Annotated in this window: 16 protein-coding genes and 2 pseudogenes; 10 read left to right on the forward strand and 8 right to left on the reverse strand. The window is 59.9% G+C overall.

What is annotated here, in order from left to right; all coding sequences use genetic code 11:
- Positions 1 to 16: 16 nt before the first annotated feature.
- From tsaC to AC1RDQ_RS04150, 3 genes and pseudogenes are all read right to left on the reverse strand, one after another.
- Positions 17 to 574 carry an L-threonylcarbamoyladenylate synthase type 1 TsaC gene (gene tsaC / locus AC1RDQ_RS04140; RefSeq protein WP_150812662.1) on the reverse strand — a complete coding sequence of 186 codons (558 nt, stop codon included), beginning with the start codon at positions 572 to 574 and terminating at the stop codon, positions 17 to 19.
- Positions 575 to 628: 54 nt separating this feature from the next.
- The gene (gene dprA, locus AC1RDQ_RS04145; RefSeq protein WP_492586431.1) at positions 629 to 1,735 is read right to left on the reverse strand and encodes a DNA-processing protein DprA; all 1,107 of its coding nucleotides are present in this window, start codon (positions 1,733 to 1,735) and stop codon (positions 629 to 631) included.
- 81 nt (positions 1,736 to 1,816) lie between these two features.
- Positions 1,817 to 2,569 (reverse strand): annotated as a pseudogene (locus AC1RDQ_RS04150) (peptidoglycan-binding protein); the annotation flags it as partial.
- Positions 2,570 to 2,811: 242 nt separating this feature from the next.
- On the opposite strand from AC1RDQ_RS04150, the gene def reads away from it, so the two are divergent.
- The 5 genes from def (at position 2,812) to AC1RDQ_RS04175 (ending at position 7,513) form a co-directional block, all read left to right on the forward strand.
- Positions 2,812 to 3,318, forward strand: a complete 507-nt coding sequence (gene def / locus AC1RDQ_RS04155) for a peptide deformylase (RefSeq protein ID WP_057712643.1) — start codon at positions 2,812 to 2,814, stop codon at positions 3,316 to 3,318.
- Between the two features lie 57 nt (positions 3,319 to 3,375).
- Positions 3,376 to 4,335, forward strand: a complete 960-nt coding sequence (gene fmt / locus AC1RDQ_RS04160; RefSeq protein ID WP_492586433.1) for a methionyl-tRNA formyltransferase — start codon at positions 3,376 to 3,378, stop codon at positions 4,333 to 4,335.
- A complete protein-coding gene (gene rsmB, locus AC1RDQ_RS04165) occupies positions 4,332 to 5,642 on the forward strand; it encodes a 16S rRNA (cytosine(967)-C(5))-methyltransferase RsmB (RefSeq protein WP_429521690.1) in 1,311 nt (436 codons plus the stop codon). The genes fmt and rsmB overlap by 4 nt, the downstream gene beginning before the upstream one ends.
- A 22-nt stretch (positions 5,643 to 5,664) precedes the next feature.
- Positions 5,665 to 7,041, forward strand: a complete 1,377-nt coding sequence (gene trkA / locus AC1RDQ_RS04170; protein WP_057712646.1) for a Trk system potassium transporter TrkA — start codon at positions 5,665 to 5,667, stop codon at positions 7,039 to 7,041.
- A gap of 157 nt (positions 7,042 to 7,198) precedes the next feature.
- Positions 7,199 to 7,513: a tetratricopeptide repeat protein gene (locus AC1RDQ_RS04175; protein ID WP_057397334.1), complete on the forward strand. Its 315-nt coding sequence runs from the start codon at positions 7,199 to 7,201 to the stop codon at positions 7,511 to 7,513.
- On the opposite strand, the gene AC1RDQ_RS04180 is transcribed toward AC1RDQ_RS04175, so the two are convergent.
- The 3 genes from AC1RDQ_RS04180 to tag form a co-directional block, all read right to left on the reverse strand.
- Positions 7,514 to 7,753 (reverse strand): PilZ domain-containing protein, encoded by a 240-nt coding sequence (locus tag AC1RDQ_RS04180; RefSeq protein WP_057712647.1) that lies wholly within the window; start codon positions 7,751 to 7,753, stop codon positions 7,514 to 7,516.
- Between the two features lie 159 nt (positions 7,754 to 7,912).
- Positions 7,913 to 8,800: a lysophospholipid acyltransferase gene (locus AC1RDQ_RS04185; protein ID WP_057712648.1), complete on the reverse strand. Its 888-nt coding sequence runs from the start codon at positions 8,798 to 8,800 to the stop codon at positions 7,913 to 7,915.
- A 40-nt stretch (positions 8,801 to 8,840) separates the two neighbouring features.
- Positions 8,841 to 9,398, reverse strand: coding sequence for a DNA-3-methyladenine glycosylase I (gene tag / locus AC1RDQ_RS04190; RefSeq protein ID WP_057712649.1), 558 nt, complete (start codon positions 9,396 to 9,398; stop codon positions 8,841 to 8,843).
- A gap of 81 nt (positions 9,399 to 9,479) precedes the next feature.
- On the opposite strand from tag, the gene glyQ reads away from it, so the two are divergent.
- The 5 genes and pseudogenes from glyQ to AC1RDQ_RS04215 all read left to right on the forward strand — a co-directional run.
- On the forward strand, positions 9,480 to 10,433 hold the full coding sequence (gene glyQ / locus AC1RDQ_RS04195; RefSeq protein WP_003187265.1) for a glycine--tRNA ligase subunit alpha: 954 nt from the start codon (positions 9,480 to 9,482) through the stop codon (positions 10,431 to 10,433).
- Entirely contained in the window at positions 10,430 to 12,484 is a 2,055-nt protein-coding gene (gene glyS, locus AC1RDQ_RS04200) for a glycine--tRNA ligase subunit beta (RefSeq protein ID WP_349735868.1), read from the forward strand. Before glyQ ends, glyS begins: the two co-directional genes overlap by 4 nt.
- 4 nt (positions 12,485 to 12,488) lie before the next feature.
- Complete coding sequence (gene gmhB, locus AC1RDQ_RS04205) at positions 12,489 to 13,028, forward strand: D-glycero-beta-D-manno-heptose 1,7-bisphosphate 7-phosphatase (protein ID WP_167362881.1); 540 nt, start codon at positions 12,489 to 12,491, stop codon at positions 13,026 to 13,028.
- 83 nt (positions 13,029 to 13,111) lie between these two features.
- Complete coding sequence (locus AC1RDQ_RS04210) at positions 13,112 to 13,891, forward strand: lysophospholipid acyltransferase family protein (protein ID WP_057712652.1); 780 nt, start codon at positions 13,112 to 13,114, stop codon at positions 13,889 to 13,891.
- A 281-nt stretch (positions 13,892 to 14,172) separates the two neighbouring features.
- Positions 14,173 to 14,355 (forward strand): annotated as a pseudogene (locus AC1RDQ_RS04215) (winged helix-turn-helix domain-containing protein); the annotation flags it as partial.
- 60 nt (positions 14,356 to 14,415) lie between these two features.
- Here AC1RDQ_RS04215 and gyrB read toward each other — a convergent pair.
- Positions 14,416 to 16,833, reverse strand: a complete 2,418-nt coding sequence (gene gyrB / locus AC1RDQ_RS04220; protein WP_057716535.1) for a DNA topoisomerase (ATP-hydrolyzing) subunit B — start codon at positions 16,831 to 16,833, stop codon at positions 14,416 to 14,418.
- A gap of 5 nt (positions 16,834 to 16,838) precedes the next feature.
- Complete coding sequence (gene recF / locus AC1RDQ_RS04225; protein WP_492586435.1) at positions 16,839 to 17,942, reverse strand: DNA replication/repair protein RecF; 1,104 nt, start codon at positions 17,940 to 17,942, stop codon at positions 16,839 to 16,841.
- Positions 17,943 to 17,948: the final 6 nt, after the last annotated feature.

Here is a 17,948-nt window from a genome sequence, read left to right on the forward strand (position 1 = left end):
TGGGCGCGCCTCGGTATCAGTCCGGACGCACAACCTTTCCGGTCGCCAGATCGCGAATCACGCTCGGGTTCTTGCGTCCGCCCAGGTTTCCGCCCAGCACCAGATCCACCTGGCCACGGAAATACTGTTCGACGCGAATCCGCGTACGTGCCGCCGGGCGCCCCTGCGGATTGGCCGACGTCGACACCAGCGGCCCGACCAGCGCGCACAAATCCCGCACCAGCGGGTGATCGCTGACCCGCAGCGCCACGGTTTCATGCACGCCGGTAATCCACTCCGGCAGCAGGTTCTGGTGCGGCACCAGCCAGGTGTTCGGACCCGGCCAGGTACTGGCCATGCGGTCCATCCACAACTCGGGGAAGTCTTCGAAGAGGAAATCGAACTGACGGATGTTGTCGGCGACCAGAATCAGCCCCTTTTCCACAGAGCGGCCCTTGATCAGCAGCAGACGTTCCACCGCATCGATGTCCCACGGGTCGCAACCCAGGCCCCAGACTGCTTCGGTTGGGTAGGCAATCACCGCCCCGGCGCGAATTGCTTGCGCGGCTTGTTGCACACGCCAACTGTTGACCATGAAAAACACTCCAGACTAAGGCTCTGCGCAGTTTACCGATCTTGTTTATAAAACCTAGCTCACCCGTGCAAACCAGCGCCCGTTTTCGCACACGGCGCGGCCATCCATTTCCAGTTCTGTCAGCGCCGCCAGCACTTTCGGCAAGGCCCAGCCGCTTGCGTCGGCCAGCGCTTCACTGGTGTGAGGCGCGGCATGCAGCAGTTTCAGCAGTGGGTGAGTCGTCGCAGGGGTGCAGGTTTCTGTGGATAACGACAGTCGTTGCCAACCGCGCAAGGCTTCGAGGATATGTTCGATGGTTTCCACCAGCACCGCACCGTCCCGAATCAACTGATGACAGCCGCGCGCGCCGGGGTGATGGATCGACCCGGGCATCGCAAACACCTCGCGCCCCTGTTCCGCCGCCAGCCTCGCGGTGATCAGTGAACCGCTGGCGACACTGGCTTCGACCACCAGCACTCCGAGGGACAAACCACTGATGATGCGATTGCGCCGAGGGAAGTTGCTGGCGCTGGGACCTGCATCCAGCGGAAACTCCGAAAGCACTGCGCTGCCCGAAGCGATCATGGCGTCCGCCAGGCGTCTATTTCGCTGTGGATAAAACTTCTCGAGCCCCGTGCCGAGCACACCGACCGTTTGCCCGCCGACGTCGAGCGCGGCCTGGTGCGCGGCGGCGTCAATGCCCAGGGCCAGGCCGCTGGTAATGACAAAACCGGCACCCGCCAGGCTGCGGGAAAACGCGGCAGCGGTGTCCATTCCTGGCCGGGAAGCGCGACGGCTGCCGACCAACGCCAGTTGTGGTTTTTCCAGAATGCCCGGATCGCCCGCGACAAATAACAGCGGTGGTGCATCGCTGATTTGTGCCAGCAGTGCCGGGTAGTCCGGTTGGTCCCACATCAGTAAATGCTGGGCCGGGCGCTCCAGCCAGGCCAATGCATGACTGGCGCCGTCACGGATCTCAGTGCTACGCCTGGCCTCGGAACAGGCCAGTGGCAAACCCAGCGCGCGCCAGGCGCTGGCTGGCGCACTGATGGCTTTGGATGCCGAGCCGAAGGCTTCGAGCAATTTCTTGAAACGCGCCGGGCCGAGTTCCGGCAAACGGTGCAGACGTAAACGAGCTTCCAGTTCCGCGGGGGAAACCGGTGTAACGGCAGACAGCGACATGGATCATCCTTGATCGTTATGAGCACCCGTACAAACGGGAATAAGCTGTGGATAACTCTGTTGGTAACTTGTGAAGCACTTTTACGGATTTCGTACCTTGTCCATCACCGACAGCGAGCGCGAGGCGCTGAGCACCAGCCCGTAACTGAGCTTGTCGTAGGTACGGAAAACCATCAGCAAACCGGCGCGCTCATCGGGAATTTTCAATGGCTGGCCAGTGATCCGGTCCCTCACGGTTTCACCGGTTTTCATTACCGCCAGCAGATTGCCTTCGGCCAGGCCGTCGCGCTGACCCTTGTTCAGCGTTACCACATCCAACTCGCCAATCTGCGTGACCCCACGCGGCACATCGATGATCAAACCGTTGATTTCGTGGCTCGGTGCGCTGGGCGTGAAGGTCGAGTTGATCGCGCGCTCTTCACCGCTGAACAAGCGATCGCCGAGGCGGACCTCCTGAGTCGTGCGGAGCAACTCCAGGGTGGCGACGTCACCTTCGATGGCCACGACATCGCCGCCGCCGATATCGTCGGCGTTGATCCCCAGAATTTCCTTGCTCTGCGGATCGGTGTAGACCTTGCCTTGGCGGAAGATACCGTACGTCGGTTGCGCCGGATCGAAATGGCCGCGGGCAAAGATGCGGTCACCCGCGCCGCTGAGCACCCGTTCGGAATCACCAGCGACGATGTAAGGCGCCTTGTCGAATTCCTCGGCCTTGTCGACGATGCGGTTGCTCAGCAGAAAGCTGTTGATCGATTTCAGAGCAATGCTGGGGATAGCCTCGGTCACCGGGCTGCTGCGAACCTGAGGCGACAGCTTTATGGTGGGAATCTCTTCCCGAAGCTGCCCTTGCCCGTACGCCCAACCTGCCGAAGCCAGGAGCAGCAGGGCGAGTAGTGATTTCCTCATGCGGTGAATCCCTTTATTATGTGCATTCGCGTGAAACGCCAGAGCCGTCAGTGGCTCGCTCCCGGCTTGCTTGTCAACAAAAGGGAGCTACGTTTTACAACGGTAGCCTGCATCTTCGGACCGCCAGGCCATCGACCCGACCTTACTTCACACGTGCACTTATCAAGCTTATGGCCATTTTAAACATCCTCGAATTCCCTGATCCGCGTCTGCGCACTATCGCCAAGCCAGTGGCCGTAGTGGACGACGAAGTGCGTCAGTTGGTCGACGACATGTTTGAAACAATGTATGAAGCGCCTGGCATCGGCCTCGCCGCTACCCAGGTCAACGTGCACAAACGTATCGTCGTGATGGACCTCTCCGAAGACCGCACCGAACCGCGAGTGTTCATCAACCCCGAGTTCGAACCCCTGACCGACGAGATGGAGCAATACCAGGAAGGCTGCCTTTCGGTACCCGGCTTCTATGAAAACGTCGATCGCCCGCAAAGGGTCAAGGTCAAGGCGCTGGACCGCGATGGCCAACCCTACGAACTGATCGCCGAAGGCCTGCTCGCGGTGTGCATCCAGCATGAATGCGACCACCTCAACGGCAAATTGTTCGTCGATTACCTGTCGACGCTCAAACGCGACCGCATCAAGAAGAAACTGGAAAAGCTTCATCGCCAGAACGCCTGATGCCCATCTTCAAAGGCTTGCTGCGGCAAGCCTTTTTCTTTTCAAGAGACGTCACCCATGACTGAGCCACTGCGCATCGTCTTTGCCGGCACCCCGGAATTCGCCGCCGAACACCTCAAGGCCCTGCTGAGCAGCCCTTACGAGATCGTTGCGGTCTACACCCAACCGGATCGTCCGGCCGGTCGCGGGCAAAAACTGATGCCGAGCCCGGTCAAGCAGCTTGCTCTGGAGAACAATATCCCGGTGCTGCAGCCGCCCACTCTGCGCAACGAAGATGCTCAGGCTGAACTGGCTGCACTGAAGCCGGACTTGATGGTGGTGGTCGCCTACGGCCTGATCCTGCCGCAAGTGGTGCTGGATATTCCGCGTCTGGGTTGCATCAACAGTCACGCCTCGCTGCTGCCACGCTGGCGGGGTGCGGCGCCGATCCAGCGCGCCGTGGAGGCGGGCGACGCCGAAAGTGGCGTGACCGTGATGCGTATGGAAGCCGGCCTCGACACCGGGCCGATGCTGCTCAAGGTCACCACGCCGATCAGCACCGAAGATACCGGCGGCAGCCTGCACGATCGCCTGGCCGAAATGGGCCCGCCGGCTGTAGTCCAGGCGATTGCCGGCCTCGCCGACGGAACCCTGGAGGGCGAAGTGCAGGACGACAGCCTCGCTACCTATGCGCACAAATTGAACAAGGACGAAGCACGCATCGACTGGAGTCGCCCGGCGGTTGAGCTGGAGCGTCTGGTCCGTGCCTTCAACCCGTGGCCCATTACCCACAGCACCTTGAATGGCGAAGCCCTGAAAGTGCTGGCCGCAAACGTCGCCGAAGGCAAAGGCGCCCCGGGTGAAATCCTCGGCGCCAGCAAGGACGGTCTTATCGTCGCGTGCGGCGAGCAGGCCTTGTGCCTGACCCGTCTGCAATTGCCCGGCGGCAAGGCGCTGAACTTCAGCGATCTGTTCAACAGCCGTCGCGAGAAATTCGCCACCGGTACTGTCCTCGGCCAAGTGGCGGACGCTCAATGAATCCGCGTCTGGCCGCCGCCAAGGCACTCGCTGCCGTCCTGAACGGAAAAGCCTCGCTCAACAGTTCGCTGCCTACGCAGTTGGACAAGGTCGAGGACCGTGATCGCGGTTTTACCCAGGACCTGGCGTTCGGCACCGCGCGCTGGCAGCCACGTTTGTCGGCGTTGGCGGCCAAGCTGCTGCAGAAGCCGTTCAAGGCTGCCGACGCCGATGTCGAGGCGCTGTTGCTGGTAGGTCTCTATCAGTTGCTCTACACCCGTGTCCCGGCCCATGCCGCCATTGGTGAAACCGTCGGTTGCGCCGACAAGCTGAAAAAACCCTGGGCCAAGGCGCTGCTCAACGCTGTGCTGCGTAACGCTCAGCGCGAAAGCGAAACGATTTTCGCCGAGTTGGAACGTGATCCGGTGGTGCGCACCGCTCACCCACGCTGGCTGCAGAAATCTTTGAAAGCGTTCTGGCCAGATCAATGGGAAGCCATTTGCGCGGCGAACAATGCGCATCCGCCTATGATCCTGCGGGTCAACCGTCGCCATCACACCCGTGATGCCTACCTCGGTTTGCTGACTGACGCGGGAATTGCCGCCACGCCGTGTGTCTACAGCCGCGACGGCATCGTGCTCGACGCCGCCGCCGATGTGCGCAGCCTGCCGGGTTTCGCCGAGGGCTGGATCAGCGTGCAAGACGAAGCCGCGCAACTGGCTGCTGATCTGCTCGACCTCGCGCCGGGTCAACGGGTGCTCGACGCTTGCTGTGCACCAGGTGGCAAGACCTGCCACATCCTCGAAGCCGAGCCAAAACTGGCCGGCGTCGTGGCGGTAGACCTGGAAGCCAAGCGGCTGGTGCGGGTGCGGGAAAACCTCGAACGCCTGAAACTGAGCGCCGAACTGATTGCCGCCGACGGCCGCGACACTCAGGTGTGGTGGGACGGCAAGCCGTTCCAGCGCATCCTGCTGGACGCGCCATGTTCGGCCACCGGTGTGATTCGTCGTCACCCGGATATCAAACTGACCCGCCAACCCGACGACATCGTCGCGCTGGCGCTGCTGCAGGGCGAGTTGCTCGATGCCATGTGGAAAACCCTGGAGGTCGGCGGCATCCTGCTGTACGCCACCTGTTCCACGCTGCCGACCGAGAACACCGAGGTCATCGAAGCCTTCCTCGCCCGCACGCCGGGTGCTCGTGAACTGGACCTCGCCACGGCGGCTGGCATCAAGCAGCCCCATGGTCGCCAGTTGCTGGCCCAGGAAGGTGGCCACGATGGCTTCTACTACGCCAAGCTGATCAAGATCACCGCCACGCGCGGTTAAATGGATTCAATGGAGTGACTGGATGAAAATCATCATCCTCGGTGCAGGGCAAGTCGGCGGTTCGCTGGCGGAACACCTGGCCAGCGAAGCCAACGATATTACTGTGGTCGACACCGATGGCGAACGTCTGCGCGACCTTGGTGACCGCCTGGACATCCGCACGGTACAAGGTCGTGGCTCATTCCCGACCGTGTTGCGCCAGGCTGGAGCCGATGACGCCGACATGCTGGTCGCGGTGACCAACAGCGACGAAACCAACATGGTCGCCTGTCAGGTCGCCCATACCCTGTTCCACACCCCGACCAAGATCGCCCGGGTTCGCGAAGCCGCGTACCTGACCCGCGAAGAGCAATTATTCCAGAACGAAGCGATTCCGGTGGACGTGCTGATCAGCCCGGAACAAGTGGTCACCAACTACATCAAGCGCCTGATCCAGCACCCCGGTGCCTTGCAGGTGATCGACTTCGCCGAAGGCAAGGCGCAATTGGTGGCGGTGCGGGCGTACTACGGCGGGCCGCTGGTGGGCCAGCAACTGCGGCAGTTGCGTGAACACATGCCGAACGTGGAAACCCGCGTTGCGGCGATTTTCCGTCGTGACCGGCCGATCCTGCCCCAGGGCGACACGGTGATCGAGGCCGACGACGAAGTATTTTTTATCGCCGCCAAGGCGAACATTCGTGCGGTGATGAGCGAAATGCGCCGTCTCGACGAAACCTATAAACGCATCGTCATCGCCGGTGGCGGGCAGATTGGCGAGCGTCTGGCCGAGGCCATCGAAAGCCGTTATCAGGTGAAAATCATCGAGATGAACCCTGTACGCTGCCGTCATCTCTCCGACACACTGGACAGCACGGTGGTGTTGCAAGGCAGCGCTTCGGACCGCGACCTGCTGATGGAAGAGAACATCGCCGACGCTGACCTTTTCCTGGCCCTGACCAACGACGACGAAGCCAACATCATGTCGTCGTTGCTGGCCAAGCGCCTGGGCGCGAAGAAGGTGATGTCCATCATCAACAACCCGGCTTATGTCGACCTGATCCAGGGCGGCGACATCGACATCGCCATCAGCCCGCAACTGGCGACCATCGGCACATTGCTGGCCCACGTGCGCCGGGGCGACATCGTCAGCGTGCACTCACTGCGCCGGGGTGCGGCGGAAGCCATCGAGGCAATTGCCCATGGTGATGCGAAATCGAGCAAGGTGATCGGCAAGGCCATCGAGAACATTGGCCTGCCGCCAGGCACCACCATCGGTGCGATTATCCGCGACGAAGAAGTGATCATCGCCCATGACGACACCGTGATCGAAGCGGGCGACCATGTGATTCTGTTCCTTGTGGATAAAAAGCATATTCGCGATGTAGAGAAGTTGTTCCATGTGGGGCTGAGCTTCTTCTGATCCGGGGCCTGCCTTTGTAGGAGCGAGCCCTGCTCGCGATGGTCGTCAACGATAATGCTGGAAACCAGACACCCCGCGTCGCTTTCAGGTTCATCGCGAGTAAGTTCGCTCCTACAGTAAATCAACCCATGACATGCCTCAGGCAAGGAATCCACCGATGATCGAATCCCTGGAAAAAATGCTCGCCAAGGGTGTGGATAACGCTTTGCTGCGCTTCGGCCTGGGCAAGGGTTATCTGGATCTGGGGGAGAACGCCAAGGCTGCGGAGCATTTTCAGCGCTGCGTCGAATTCGATCCGAAGTATTCGGCGGCGTGGAAACTACTGGGCAAGGCCCATCTGGCGCTGGCGGACTTTGCGGCCGCGCGGCAGGCCTGGGAGCAAGGCCTGGAAGCTGCTCGCGGCCATGGCGACAAGCAGGCGGAGAAGGAAATGACGGTGTTCCTGAAGAAGCTCGAGCGTCAGGCCCACTGATCAGAGATAGCGCAAACCGATGCCCTCGGCGTCCACCTGCACCACTTCCATGCGCACGCGAGGCGCGCCTGTGGGTAAGTCCTGCACCTGTCCGTAAACCACCGCCCCCCTGGGCAGCGCCGACAGTTTCGGATGCTTGACGTAGACGCCGGTGGTCGACAGGTTGCGCGTCTGGCCCAGGCAATCGCCGATGCTTTCGTGACTGATCTTGATGCGAAATGATTTGCGGTGTTCGGACATCTTTTTGCGCCCTGATGAACGGTTGTGGATACGTGCAGGAGCGAGCTTGCTGCGATGGATGCCAGGGTGCCGCGTTCAACCTGGCAGCCCACATCATCGTTAACGTCCATCGCGAGCAAGCTCGCTCTTACAGGTTATCCACAGAGTGTGCCAAGTAAGTCAATACCAACGCTCTTCACCCGGTGGGCGCTTCTTGAAGCGCTTCATGCTCCACATGTACTGGCTCGGGTACGCCCGCACATAGCGCTCGACCACTTGGCTCATGGCCGCACAGGACTCTGCCGTATCGGTGCTGTACATGGCCTCTGGCGCGGCTTCAAGGATCACTTTGTAGCCCGAACCGTCCGGCAGGCGCAGGGCGTGCAGGAACACGCCGACCGCTTTGCCGCCGGCCAGCATGTTCGGTACGAACTTGCTGGTCAGTGCCTGAGTGGCGAAGAACGGCACGAAGATCCCGGCGGATTCGGACGGTTCCGGGTCAGCGGGAATGCCCACTGCACCACCTTTGCGCACTTCCTTGATGACACTGAGGATGCCTTCCTTGGTGGAAGCAGCGACCTTGTTACCCAACTGCACCCGCTGCTTTTGCAGCAATTCATCTACTGCCTTCAATTTCGGCGGACGGTAGAAAATGATCGGTTTGCACTGGCTGCAATAGAAGTGATTGAGCACTTCCCAGTTGCCCAGGTGGCTGGTGATGCCGACCACGCCTTTGCCGGAGGCAAGGGCGTCCTTCAATACGTCGAGGCCTTCGACTTCGCGCACCAGGTCGATGGAGCGCTGGGCCGGCCAGATCCAGGCGCAGGCACTCTCGGTCAGGGACTTGCCGATGTCTTTCAGGCTCTGGCCCACCAGGCGTTCACGCTCGGCGGGGTCCATGTCCGGAAAGCACTTGGACAGATTGATCCGTACCACGTCGCGGGAACGGTTCGGGGTTTTCCACATAACCCAGCCAATCGCCGAGCCCACGGCCTGCACGGCCCACCACGGAAGCAGGGCAAACAGCCGCAGAGCGCCTACCAGCAAGGCGCCTTTAAACTTATCCACAGGTCACTCCTGATCTTGTGCTGTGCGCGAGGCGGCCATTCTAACCGCCGTTCGCCAGCTGCGCGTAGCGGTCGCAATCGCGGGTGTGATCCATGACCATGCCCGAGGCCTGCATCAGCGCGTAGCAGATGGTCGGCCCGACGAACGTGAAACCGGCCTTTTTCAAGCCTTTGCTCATTTCCACGGCAGTCGGCGTCACGGCCGGGACCTCGCTGCGATCCTTGAAATGATTGATCACAGGCGTGCCGCCGACGAATGACCACAGAAACGCCACCGGATCCTCCAGCGCCAGCCAGGCCTGGGCATTGCGCCGGGCCGCGTTGAGCTTGAGTCGGTTGCGGATGATGCCGGGATCGAGCATCAGCTCGTCGATTTCGGCATCGCTCATCTGCGCCACGCGCTGCACGTCGAAGCCGAACAAAACTTCGCGATAACGCTCGCGCTTGCGCAGCACGGTGATCCAGGAGAGCCCGGCCTGGAACCCTTCGAGCAAAAGCAACTCGAACAATCCCTGCGCATCCCGTAGCGGCGTGCCCCACTCCTGATCGTGATAAGCCATGTACAGCGGATCTTCGGAACACCAAAAGCAGCGTGGCATAAGGCTCCAGGGGGCGTGCGCAGCAATGAATCGGGTATACTCCCGCTCTTTAAATCGCAGCCCAAGAAACAGGTGAATTTCGTGAGCCAGCCTACGCCAGCCGTGCGTACCTTCCAAGACTTGATCCTCGCCCTCCAGCAATACTGGGCCGAGCAAGGTTGTGTGGTACTTCAGCCCTACGATATGGAAGTAGGCGCCGGCACTTTCCACACCGCAACATTCCTGCGCGCCATCGGCCCGGAAACCTGGAACGCCGCCTACGTGCAGCCAAGCCGCCGTCCGACTGATGGCCGTTACGGTGAAAACCCGAACCGTCTGCAGCACTACTACCAGTTCCAGGTGGTCCTGAAGCCGAACCCGGACAACTTCCAGGAACTGTACCTGGGCTCTCTCAAGCACGTTGGCCTGGACCCGCTGGTCCACGACATTCGCTTCGTCGAAGACAACTGGGAATCGCCGACCCTCGGCGCCTGGGGTCTGGGCTGGGAAGTCTGGCTCAACGGCATGGAAGTGACCCAGTTCACCTACTTCCAGCAAGCGGGCGGCATCGAGTGCTACCCGGTGACCGGCGAGATCACCTACGGCCTCGAACGTCTGGCCATGTACCTGCAAGGCGTGGACTCGGTCTACGACCTGGTGTGGGCTGACGGTCCGTTCGGCAAAGTGACCTACGGCGACGTGTTCCACCAGAATGAAGTGGAGCAGTCCACCTACAACTTCGAACACGCCAATGTCGACAAGCTGTTCGAACTGTTCGATTTCTACGAAAGCGAAGCCAAGCGCCTGATCGAACTCGACCAGCCGCTGCCGTTGCCGAGCTACGAAATGGTGTTGAAGGCTTCCCACACCTTCAACCTGCTGGATGCGCGCCGGGCGATCTCGGTGACCGCGCGTCAGCAATACATCCTGCGTGTACGCACCCTGGCGCGTTCCGTTGCGCAAGCCTACCTGCTGGCTCGCGCCAAGCTGGGCTTCCCGATGGCGACCCCGGACCTGCGTGATGAAGTACTGGCCAAGCTGGAGGCTGCACAATGAGTGCTCTGGATTTTCTGGTTGAACTGGGCACTGAAGAACTGCCACCCAAAGCCCTGAACACCCTGGCCGAGGCGTTCCTCGCCGGTATCGACAAGGGCCTGCAAGCTGCCGGCCTGAACTACGAGAGCAAAACCGTTTATGCCGCTCCGCGCCGCCTGGCCGTGCTGATCACCGCACTGGCCACCCAGCAGCCGGATCGCAGCATCAACCTCGACGGCCCGCCGCGTCAGGCCGCGTTCGATGCTGAAGGCAACCCGACCCAGGCAGCATTGGGCTTCGCCAAGAAGTGCGGCGTCGAGCTGAGCGAAATCGATCAGAGCGGCCCGAAACTGCGCTACAGCCAGAGCATCGCCGGCAAGGCGACTGCGAGCCTGCTGCCGACCATCGTCGAAGATTCGCTGAACGACCTGCCGATCCCGAAACGCATGCGTTGGGGCGCGCGCAAGGAAGAATTCGTTCGTCCGACCCAGTGGCTGGTGATGCTGCTCGGTGACCAGGTCATCGACTGCACCATCCTCGCCCAGAAGGCCGGCCGCGACTCCCGTGGCCACCGCTTCCATCACCCGGAAAACGTGCGCATCGGTTCGCCGTCCAGCTACCTGGCCGACCTGCGTGCCGCCTTCGTTTTGGCCGACGCCAACGAGCGTCGCGAGATCATCAGCAAGCGCACCGAAGAGCTGGCCACCCGTCAGGAAGGCACGGCAATCGTTCCTCCAGCGCTGCTCGATGAAGTGACCGCGCTGGTCGAATGGCCGGTGCCGCTGGTGTGCTCGTTCGAGGAGCGCTTCCTCGACGTGCCGCAGGAAGCCCTGATCACCACCATGCAGGACAACCAGAAGTACTTCTGCCTGCTGGACGCCGACGGCAAGTTGCTGCCACGTTTCATTACCGTGGCCAACATCGAGAGCAAGGACCCACAGCAGATCATCGCCGGTAACGAGAAAGTGGTTCGCCCACGCCTGACCGACGCCGAGTTCTTCTTCAAGCAAGACAAGAAGCAAAAGCTCGAAGACTTCAACCTGCGCCTGCAAAACGTGGTGTTCCAGGAAAAACTCGGCAGCGTCTACGACAAGGCCGAACGCGTTTCCAGACTCGCCGCCTACATCGCGGCGCGCATTGGCGGCAACGCTTCGTGGGCTGCTCGTGCAGGCCTGCTGTCCAAGTGTGACCTGTCGACCGAGATGGTCGGCGAGTTCCCGGAGATGCAAGGTGTCGCCGGTTACTACTACGCCCTCAACGATGGCGAGCCGGAAGATGTCGCACTGGCGCTGAACGAGCAGTACATGCCGCGCGGTGCCGGCGCTGAACTGCCAAGCACCCTGACCGGTGCGGCCGTGGCCATTGCCGACAAGCTCGACACCCTCGTGGGAATCTTCGGTATCGGCATGCTGCCGACCGGCAGCAAAGACCCGTACGCCCTGCGCCGTGCTGCACTGGGCGTGTTGCGTATCCTGATCGAGAAGCAACTGGATCTGGACCTGAACGACGCCGTGGCCTTCGCTGTGAATGCGTTCGGTACCAAGGTCAAGGCTGCGGGCCTGAACGATTCGGTGCTGGAATTCATCTTCGACCGCCTGCGTGCCCGTTACGAAGACGAAGGCGTCGATGTGGCGACCTACCTGTCGGTACGTGCCCTGAAGCCCGGTTCGGCCCTGGACTTCGACCAGCGCGTGCAAGCGGTACAGGCTTTCCGCAAACTGCCGGAAGCTGCCGCCCTGGCCGCCGTGAACAAGCGCGTGTCGAACTTGCTGAGCAAGGTTGAAGGCTCCGTTCCGACAGTCGTGGAAGCCAAATACTTCGACAACGCCAACGAGTTCTCCCTGTACTCGGCGATCCAGCAGGCTGACCAGGCTGTACAGCCAATGGCCGCCTCGCGTCAGTACAGCGAATCACTGGCACGCCTGGCTGCACTGCGCGAACCGGTGGATGCGTTCTTCGAAGCCGTGATGGTCAATGCGGAGGACGCAAAGGTCCGCGCCAACCGTTATGCGTTGCTGGCACGTCTGCGTGGGCTGTTCCTCGGCGTCGCCGACATTTCGCTGCTGGGTTGAGGGACTGCTGTTGAAACTGCTGATTCTCGATCGGGACGGAGTGATCAATTACGACTCCGACGCTTACATCAAGTCGGTGGAGGAGTGGATTCCACTCCCCGGATCGATCGAAGCCATCGCGCAGTTGAGCAAGGCTGGCTGGACGGTAGCCGTCGCTACCAACCAGTCGGGCATCGCTCGCGGCTACTACGACCTTGCCACCCTCAATGCCATGCACGAGCGCTTGCGCGCGTTGGTGGCGGAGCAGGGTGGTGAAGTCGGCCTGATCGTCTACTGCCCGCATGGGCCGGACGAAGGCTGCGATTGCCGCAAGCCGAAACCCGGGATGTTGAAAACCATCGCCGCTCATTACAACGTGTCGCTGACCGATCTCTGGTTCGTCGGCGACAGCCTTGGTGACCTGGAAGCCGCCAAAGCCGTCGATTCACAGCCAGTTTTGGTAAAGACCGGGAAAGGCGAAAAGACTTTGGGCAAGACCCTTCCGGTTGGCACATTGATTTTTGACGATCTGGCGGCGATTGCCGCAGAACTTATCCACAATTAGAGTGCTTCTGAAATTCCTGATAAAGGACCCATCAGGAGTGCGCTTTATACAGGCGGGCAATTCCCGCAACGGTAAACGTCACCATGTCGATATTGCAGGCCATCAGAACCTTCCTCTTTTACCTGCTGCTGGGCACCAGCTCCTTGCTGTGGTGCAGCCTGAGTTTTTTTATCGCGCCGTTTCTGCCCTTCAAGGCACGTTATCGCTTCATCAACGTGTATTGGTGCCGTTGTGCCCTGTGGCTGAGCAAAGTGTTCCTTGGTATTCGCTACGAAGTGAAGGGTGCCGAGAACGTACCTGAACGGCCGTGCGTGATTCAATCGAACCATCAGAGTACCTGGGAGACGTTTTTTCTCTCCGCCTACTTCTCACCGCTGAGCCAGGTGCTCAAACGTGAGTTGCTCTATGTGCCGTTCTTCGGTTGGGCCATGGCCATGCTGCGACCGATCGCCATCGATCGCGACAACCCGAAAGCAGCACTCAAGCATGTGGCTCAAAAAGGTGATGAGTTGCTCAAGGACAATGTCTGGGTGCTGATCTTCCCCGAAGGCACGCGCGTTCCTTTCGGCACCGTCGGAAAGTTCTCGCGCGGTGGCAGTGCCTTGGCGGTCAACGCCGAATTGCCGGTGCTGCCGATTGCGCACAACGCAGGCAAGTTCTGGCCGAAAACCGGTTGGGCGAAGAAGCAGGGCGTCATCACTGTGATTATTGGCGAGCCGATGTATGCCGCAGGCACCGGACCACGAGCCATTGCTGAATTGAACGACCGGGTCCAGGCGTGGAACGAGCAGATGCAACGGGAAATGGGCTCACTGCCACCGGCTCCGCAAGCACCGGTTTCAAACGATCAGGTGGTTGTCTGAGATTCTGTGGATAACCTGTGTACCGTTTCATTGAAAAGCGTCGTTTTTTGTACGTAACATTATGATTTTTTTACATATTTCTTAGAATGATAAAAACCATAAAAACGTGCATAAGTTTTTTTTGGACGTAAAAAAACCGGCGGATATAGCCGGTTTTTTTATGCCCATCCACAACGGCTTTGACCATCGATAATCCCAACCACACGCCATCGATACCTTGGGCGGAAGAAAAGCGTCGGTATTGGCTGAACAGTTCGATCTTCAGCTGCGCGATGGGCAGCGCCTGGTCGCGGGATTACCTGTACGAACGATTCTGGCCCGATGAAGAAGTGTCCTCGTCCCGGCCGCTCGATACTCACGTCTATCGCCTGCGCAACAAGCTTGGGCTGACGGCGGATCGCGGTTGGCAGTTGCTGACGATTTATGGGTATCGGTTGGAGAGTGTGGCACCGGCGAGCGAGTAAAACGCGGGCAAAAAAAGGCCAATGCAAATGCATTGGCCTTTTCGTTGGGGTCGACCGGGATCAGAAGTCCAGGTTGGACACCGCCAGGGCATTGCTTTCGATGAAGTCACGACGTGGTTCGACCGCATCACCCATCAGGGTGTTGAAGATCTGGTCCGCGCCAATGGCGTCTTCGATAGTCACTTTCAGCATGCGACGCACGCTTGGGTCCATGGTGGTTTCCCACAGCTGATCCGGGTTCATCTCGCCCAGACCTTTGTATCGCTGGATGGTGTGGCGCTTGGTGCTTTCAGCCATCAGCCAGTCCAGGGCTTCCTTGAACTCGGTGACCGACTTACGGCGTTCGCCACGCTGGATGTACGCGCCATCGTCGAGCAGGGTGCTCAGTTGAGCGCCCAGGGAAACAACGGTCTTGTAGTCGTTGCTGCCGAAGAAGTCGCGGTTGAACGTGACGTAGTTCGACAGGCCGTGGGAGATCAGTTCGACCTCTGGCAGCCACACGCCACGCTCACGGTCTTCACGCAGGCTTGCCTTGTAGACCAGACCCGACTTCTCGACGGTGCGCAGACGCACTTCGTACTGGGCCAGCCAGTCCTGCATCGCTGCATGATCGGACAACTGATCCATGCTGACAGCCGGCAGGTAGATGAAGTGCTCGGTCAGTTCCTGTGGGTACAGGCGCGACAGACGCTTGAGGGTCTTCATCACCAGACGGAAGTCATTCACCAGACGCTCGAGGGCTTCGCCGGAGATACCCGGTGCATCCTCGTTCAAGTGCAGGCTCGCATCTTCCAGGGCCGACTGCGTCATGTACTCTTCCATGGCGTCGTCGTCTTTGATGTATTGCTCTTGCTTGCCTTTCTTCACTTTGTACAACGGCGGCTGAGCGATGTAGATGTAGCCACGCTCGATCAGCTCCGGCAGCTGACGGAAGAAGAAGGTCAGCAGCAGGGTACGGATGTGCGAACCGTCGACGTCAGCATCGGTCATGATGATGATGTTGTGATAGCGCAACTTGTCGATGTTGTACTCTTCGCGACCGATGCCGCAGCCCAGCGCAGTGATCAAGGTGCCCACTTCCTGGGAAGAGATCATCTTGTCGAAGCGTGCCTTCTCGACGTTCAGGATTTTACCCTTGAGGGGCAGAATCGCCTGGGTCTTGCGGTTACGTCCCTGCTTGGCAGAGCCGCCCGCGGAGTCACCTTCCACGAGGTACAGTTCAGACAGGGCAGGGTCTTTTTCCTGGCAGTCGGCCAGTTTGCCCGGCAGGCCGGCGATGTCCAGCGCGCCTTTGCGGCGGGTCATCTCACGGGCTTTACGTGCCGCTTCACGGGCACGGGCCGCGTCGATCATCTTGCCGACGACCAGCTTGGCTTCGTTCGGGTTTTCCAGCAGGAAGTCAGAGAAGTACTTGCCCATTTCCTGTTCGACCGCGGTCTTCACTTCGGAAGACACCAACTTGTCTTTGGTCTGGGAGCTGAACTTCGGATCCGGCACCTTCACCGAAATGATCGCGGTCAGGCCTTCACGGGCATCGTCACCGGTGGTGGCGACTTTGTGCTTCTTCGCCAGGCCTTCTGCTTCGATGTAGGTGTTCAGGTTACGCGTCAGTGCGGAACGGAAACCCACCAGGTGAGTACCGCCGTCGCGCTGTGGAATGTTGTTGGTGAAGCACAACAGGTTCTCGTTGAAGCTGTCGTTCCACTGCAGGGCAATTTCCACGCCGATGCCGTCTTCACGCTGGACGTTGAAGTGGAACACCTGGTTGACCGGGGTCTTGTTGGTGTTCAGGTATTCAACGAACGCACGCAGGCCGCCTTCGTATTTGAACAGTTCTTCCTTGCCGCTGCGCTCGTCCTTGAGGACGATACCGACACCGGAGTTGAGGAAGGACAGTTCACGAATCCGCTTGGCCAGGATGTCCCAGCTGAAGTGGATGTTCTTGAAGGTTTCGCTGGAAGCCTTGAAGTGGATCTGCGTACCGGTGGTTTCGCTGTCGCCAACGATTTTCATCGGCTCTTGCGGAACACCGTGGACGTAAGTCTGTTCCCAGATCTTGCCGCTACGGCGAACGGTCAGGACCAGCTCTTCCGACAGGGCGTTAACTACCGACACACCCACACCGTGCAGACCGCCGGAAACCTTGTAGGAGTTGTCGTCGAATTTACCGCCGGCGTGCAGCACGGTCATGATGACCTCGGCTGCCGAAACGCCTTCTTCTTTGTGTACGTCTACCGGGATGCCACGACCGTTGTCGCGAACGGTGATGGACTCATCCGGGTGGATGATGATGCTGATGTCGTCGCAGTAGCCGGCGAGCGCTTCGTCGATCGAGTTGTCGACCACCTCGAACACCATGTGGTGCAGGCCGCTGCCATCGTCGGTATCGCCAATATACATACCGGGACGTTTGCGTACGGCATCCAGGCCTTTCAGCACTTTAATGCTCGTTGAGTCGTACGTATTTTCTTCGCTCAATGCCTTCACTCCCGATGGTCGTGGGTCTGGGTGATACGGCCCTGTTCCACGTGGAACAGAGCGACTGGCGTTTCCGTCTGCCAGCCTTCCCTCAATAATTCGTGATCTACACAGGTGATAAATACCTGGCAGCGTAAGTCTTCCAACAAGCGGCAAAGGGCGCGACGGTGGTGCTCGTCCAGTTCGGACGGCAAGTCATCCACCAGATAAATACACTGACCGCGTCGAGCCTGGCTGACCAAGTGCCCTTGGGCAATCCGTAATGCGCAAACCACCAACTTCTGCTGGCCTCGGGACAAGATGTCCGCGGCATTGTGCGCGCCCAGTCTGAGCCGCAAATCAGCGCGTTGTGGTCCGGCCTGGGTATGTCCCATTTGCTGGTCCCGTTGAAGAGACCCGGCGAGCACAGCACTCAGTTCACGGTCCTTGTCCCAGCCGCGGTAATAGCTGAGCGTCAAGCCTTCAAGCTCAACCAGTTCGCTCAAGGTTTGTTCAAAGACTGGTTTCAAGGCTTTGATATAAGCGCGGCGGTATTCATCGATTTCAGCGCTGGCCTGGCACAGTTCCCTGTCCCAAACCGCTTGCGAAACGGCGTCAAGTGTACCATGCCGCAGCCAAGAGTTTCTCTGGCGCAGGGCCTTCTGCAAGCGCTGCCAGGTTGACATGAAGCGCGGTTCCACGTGGAACACACCCCAGTCGAGAAACTGTCGGCGAATCTTCGGCGCGCCTTCCAGCAATCGAAAGCTATCCGGATTGATCAGTTGCAGTGGCAAGATCTCGGCCAGTTGCGCGGCGCTGCGAGCATTCTGCCCATCGATACGGATCTGGAATTCCCCTTGGCGATCCCGTGAGATGCCCAAGGCGCTATGCCCACCCTCCGCCAGTTCAACCTGGCCAAAAACCGTACAGGTAAGCTGTTCGTATTGAATGACCGGCAACAGACGGGTGCTGCGAAACGAACGGGCAAGCCCCAGCAGATGGATGGCTTCCAGAACACTGGTTTTGCCGCTGCCGTTGGCGCCGTAAAGAATATTGATGCGGGGGGAGGGGGAGAAGGTCACCGGGTGCAGATTGCGCACCGCGGTGACCGAGACGCGACTTAAGGACATCTAGCT

This window comes from Pseudomonas sp. GW823-FHT02E01, assembly GCF_058797535.1.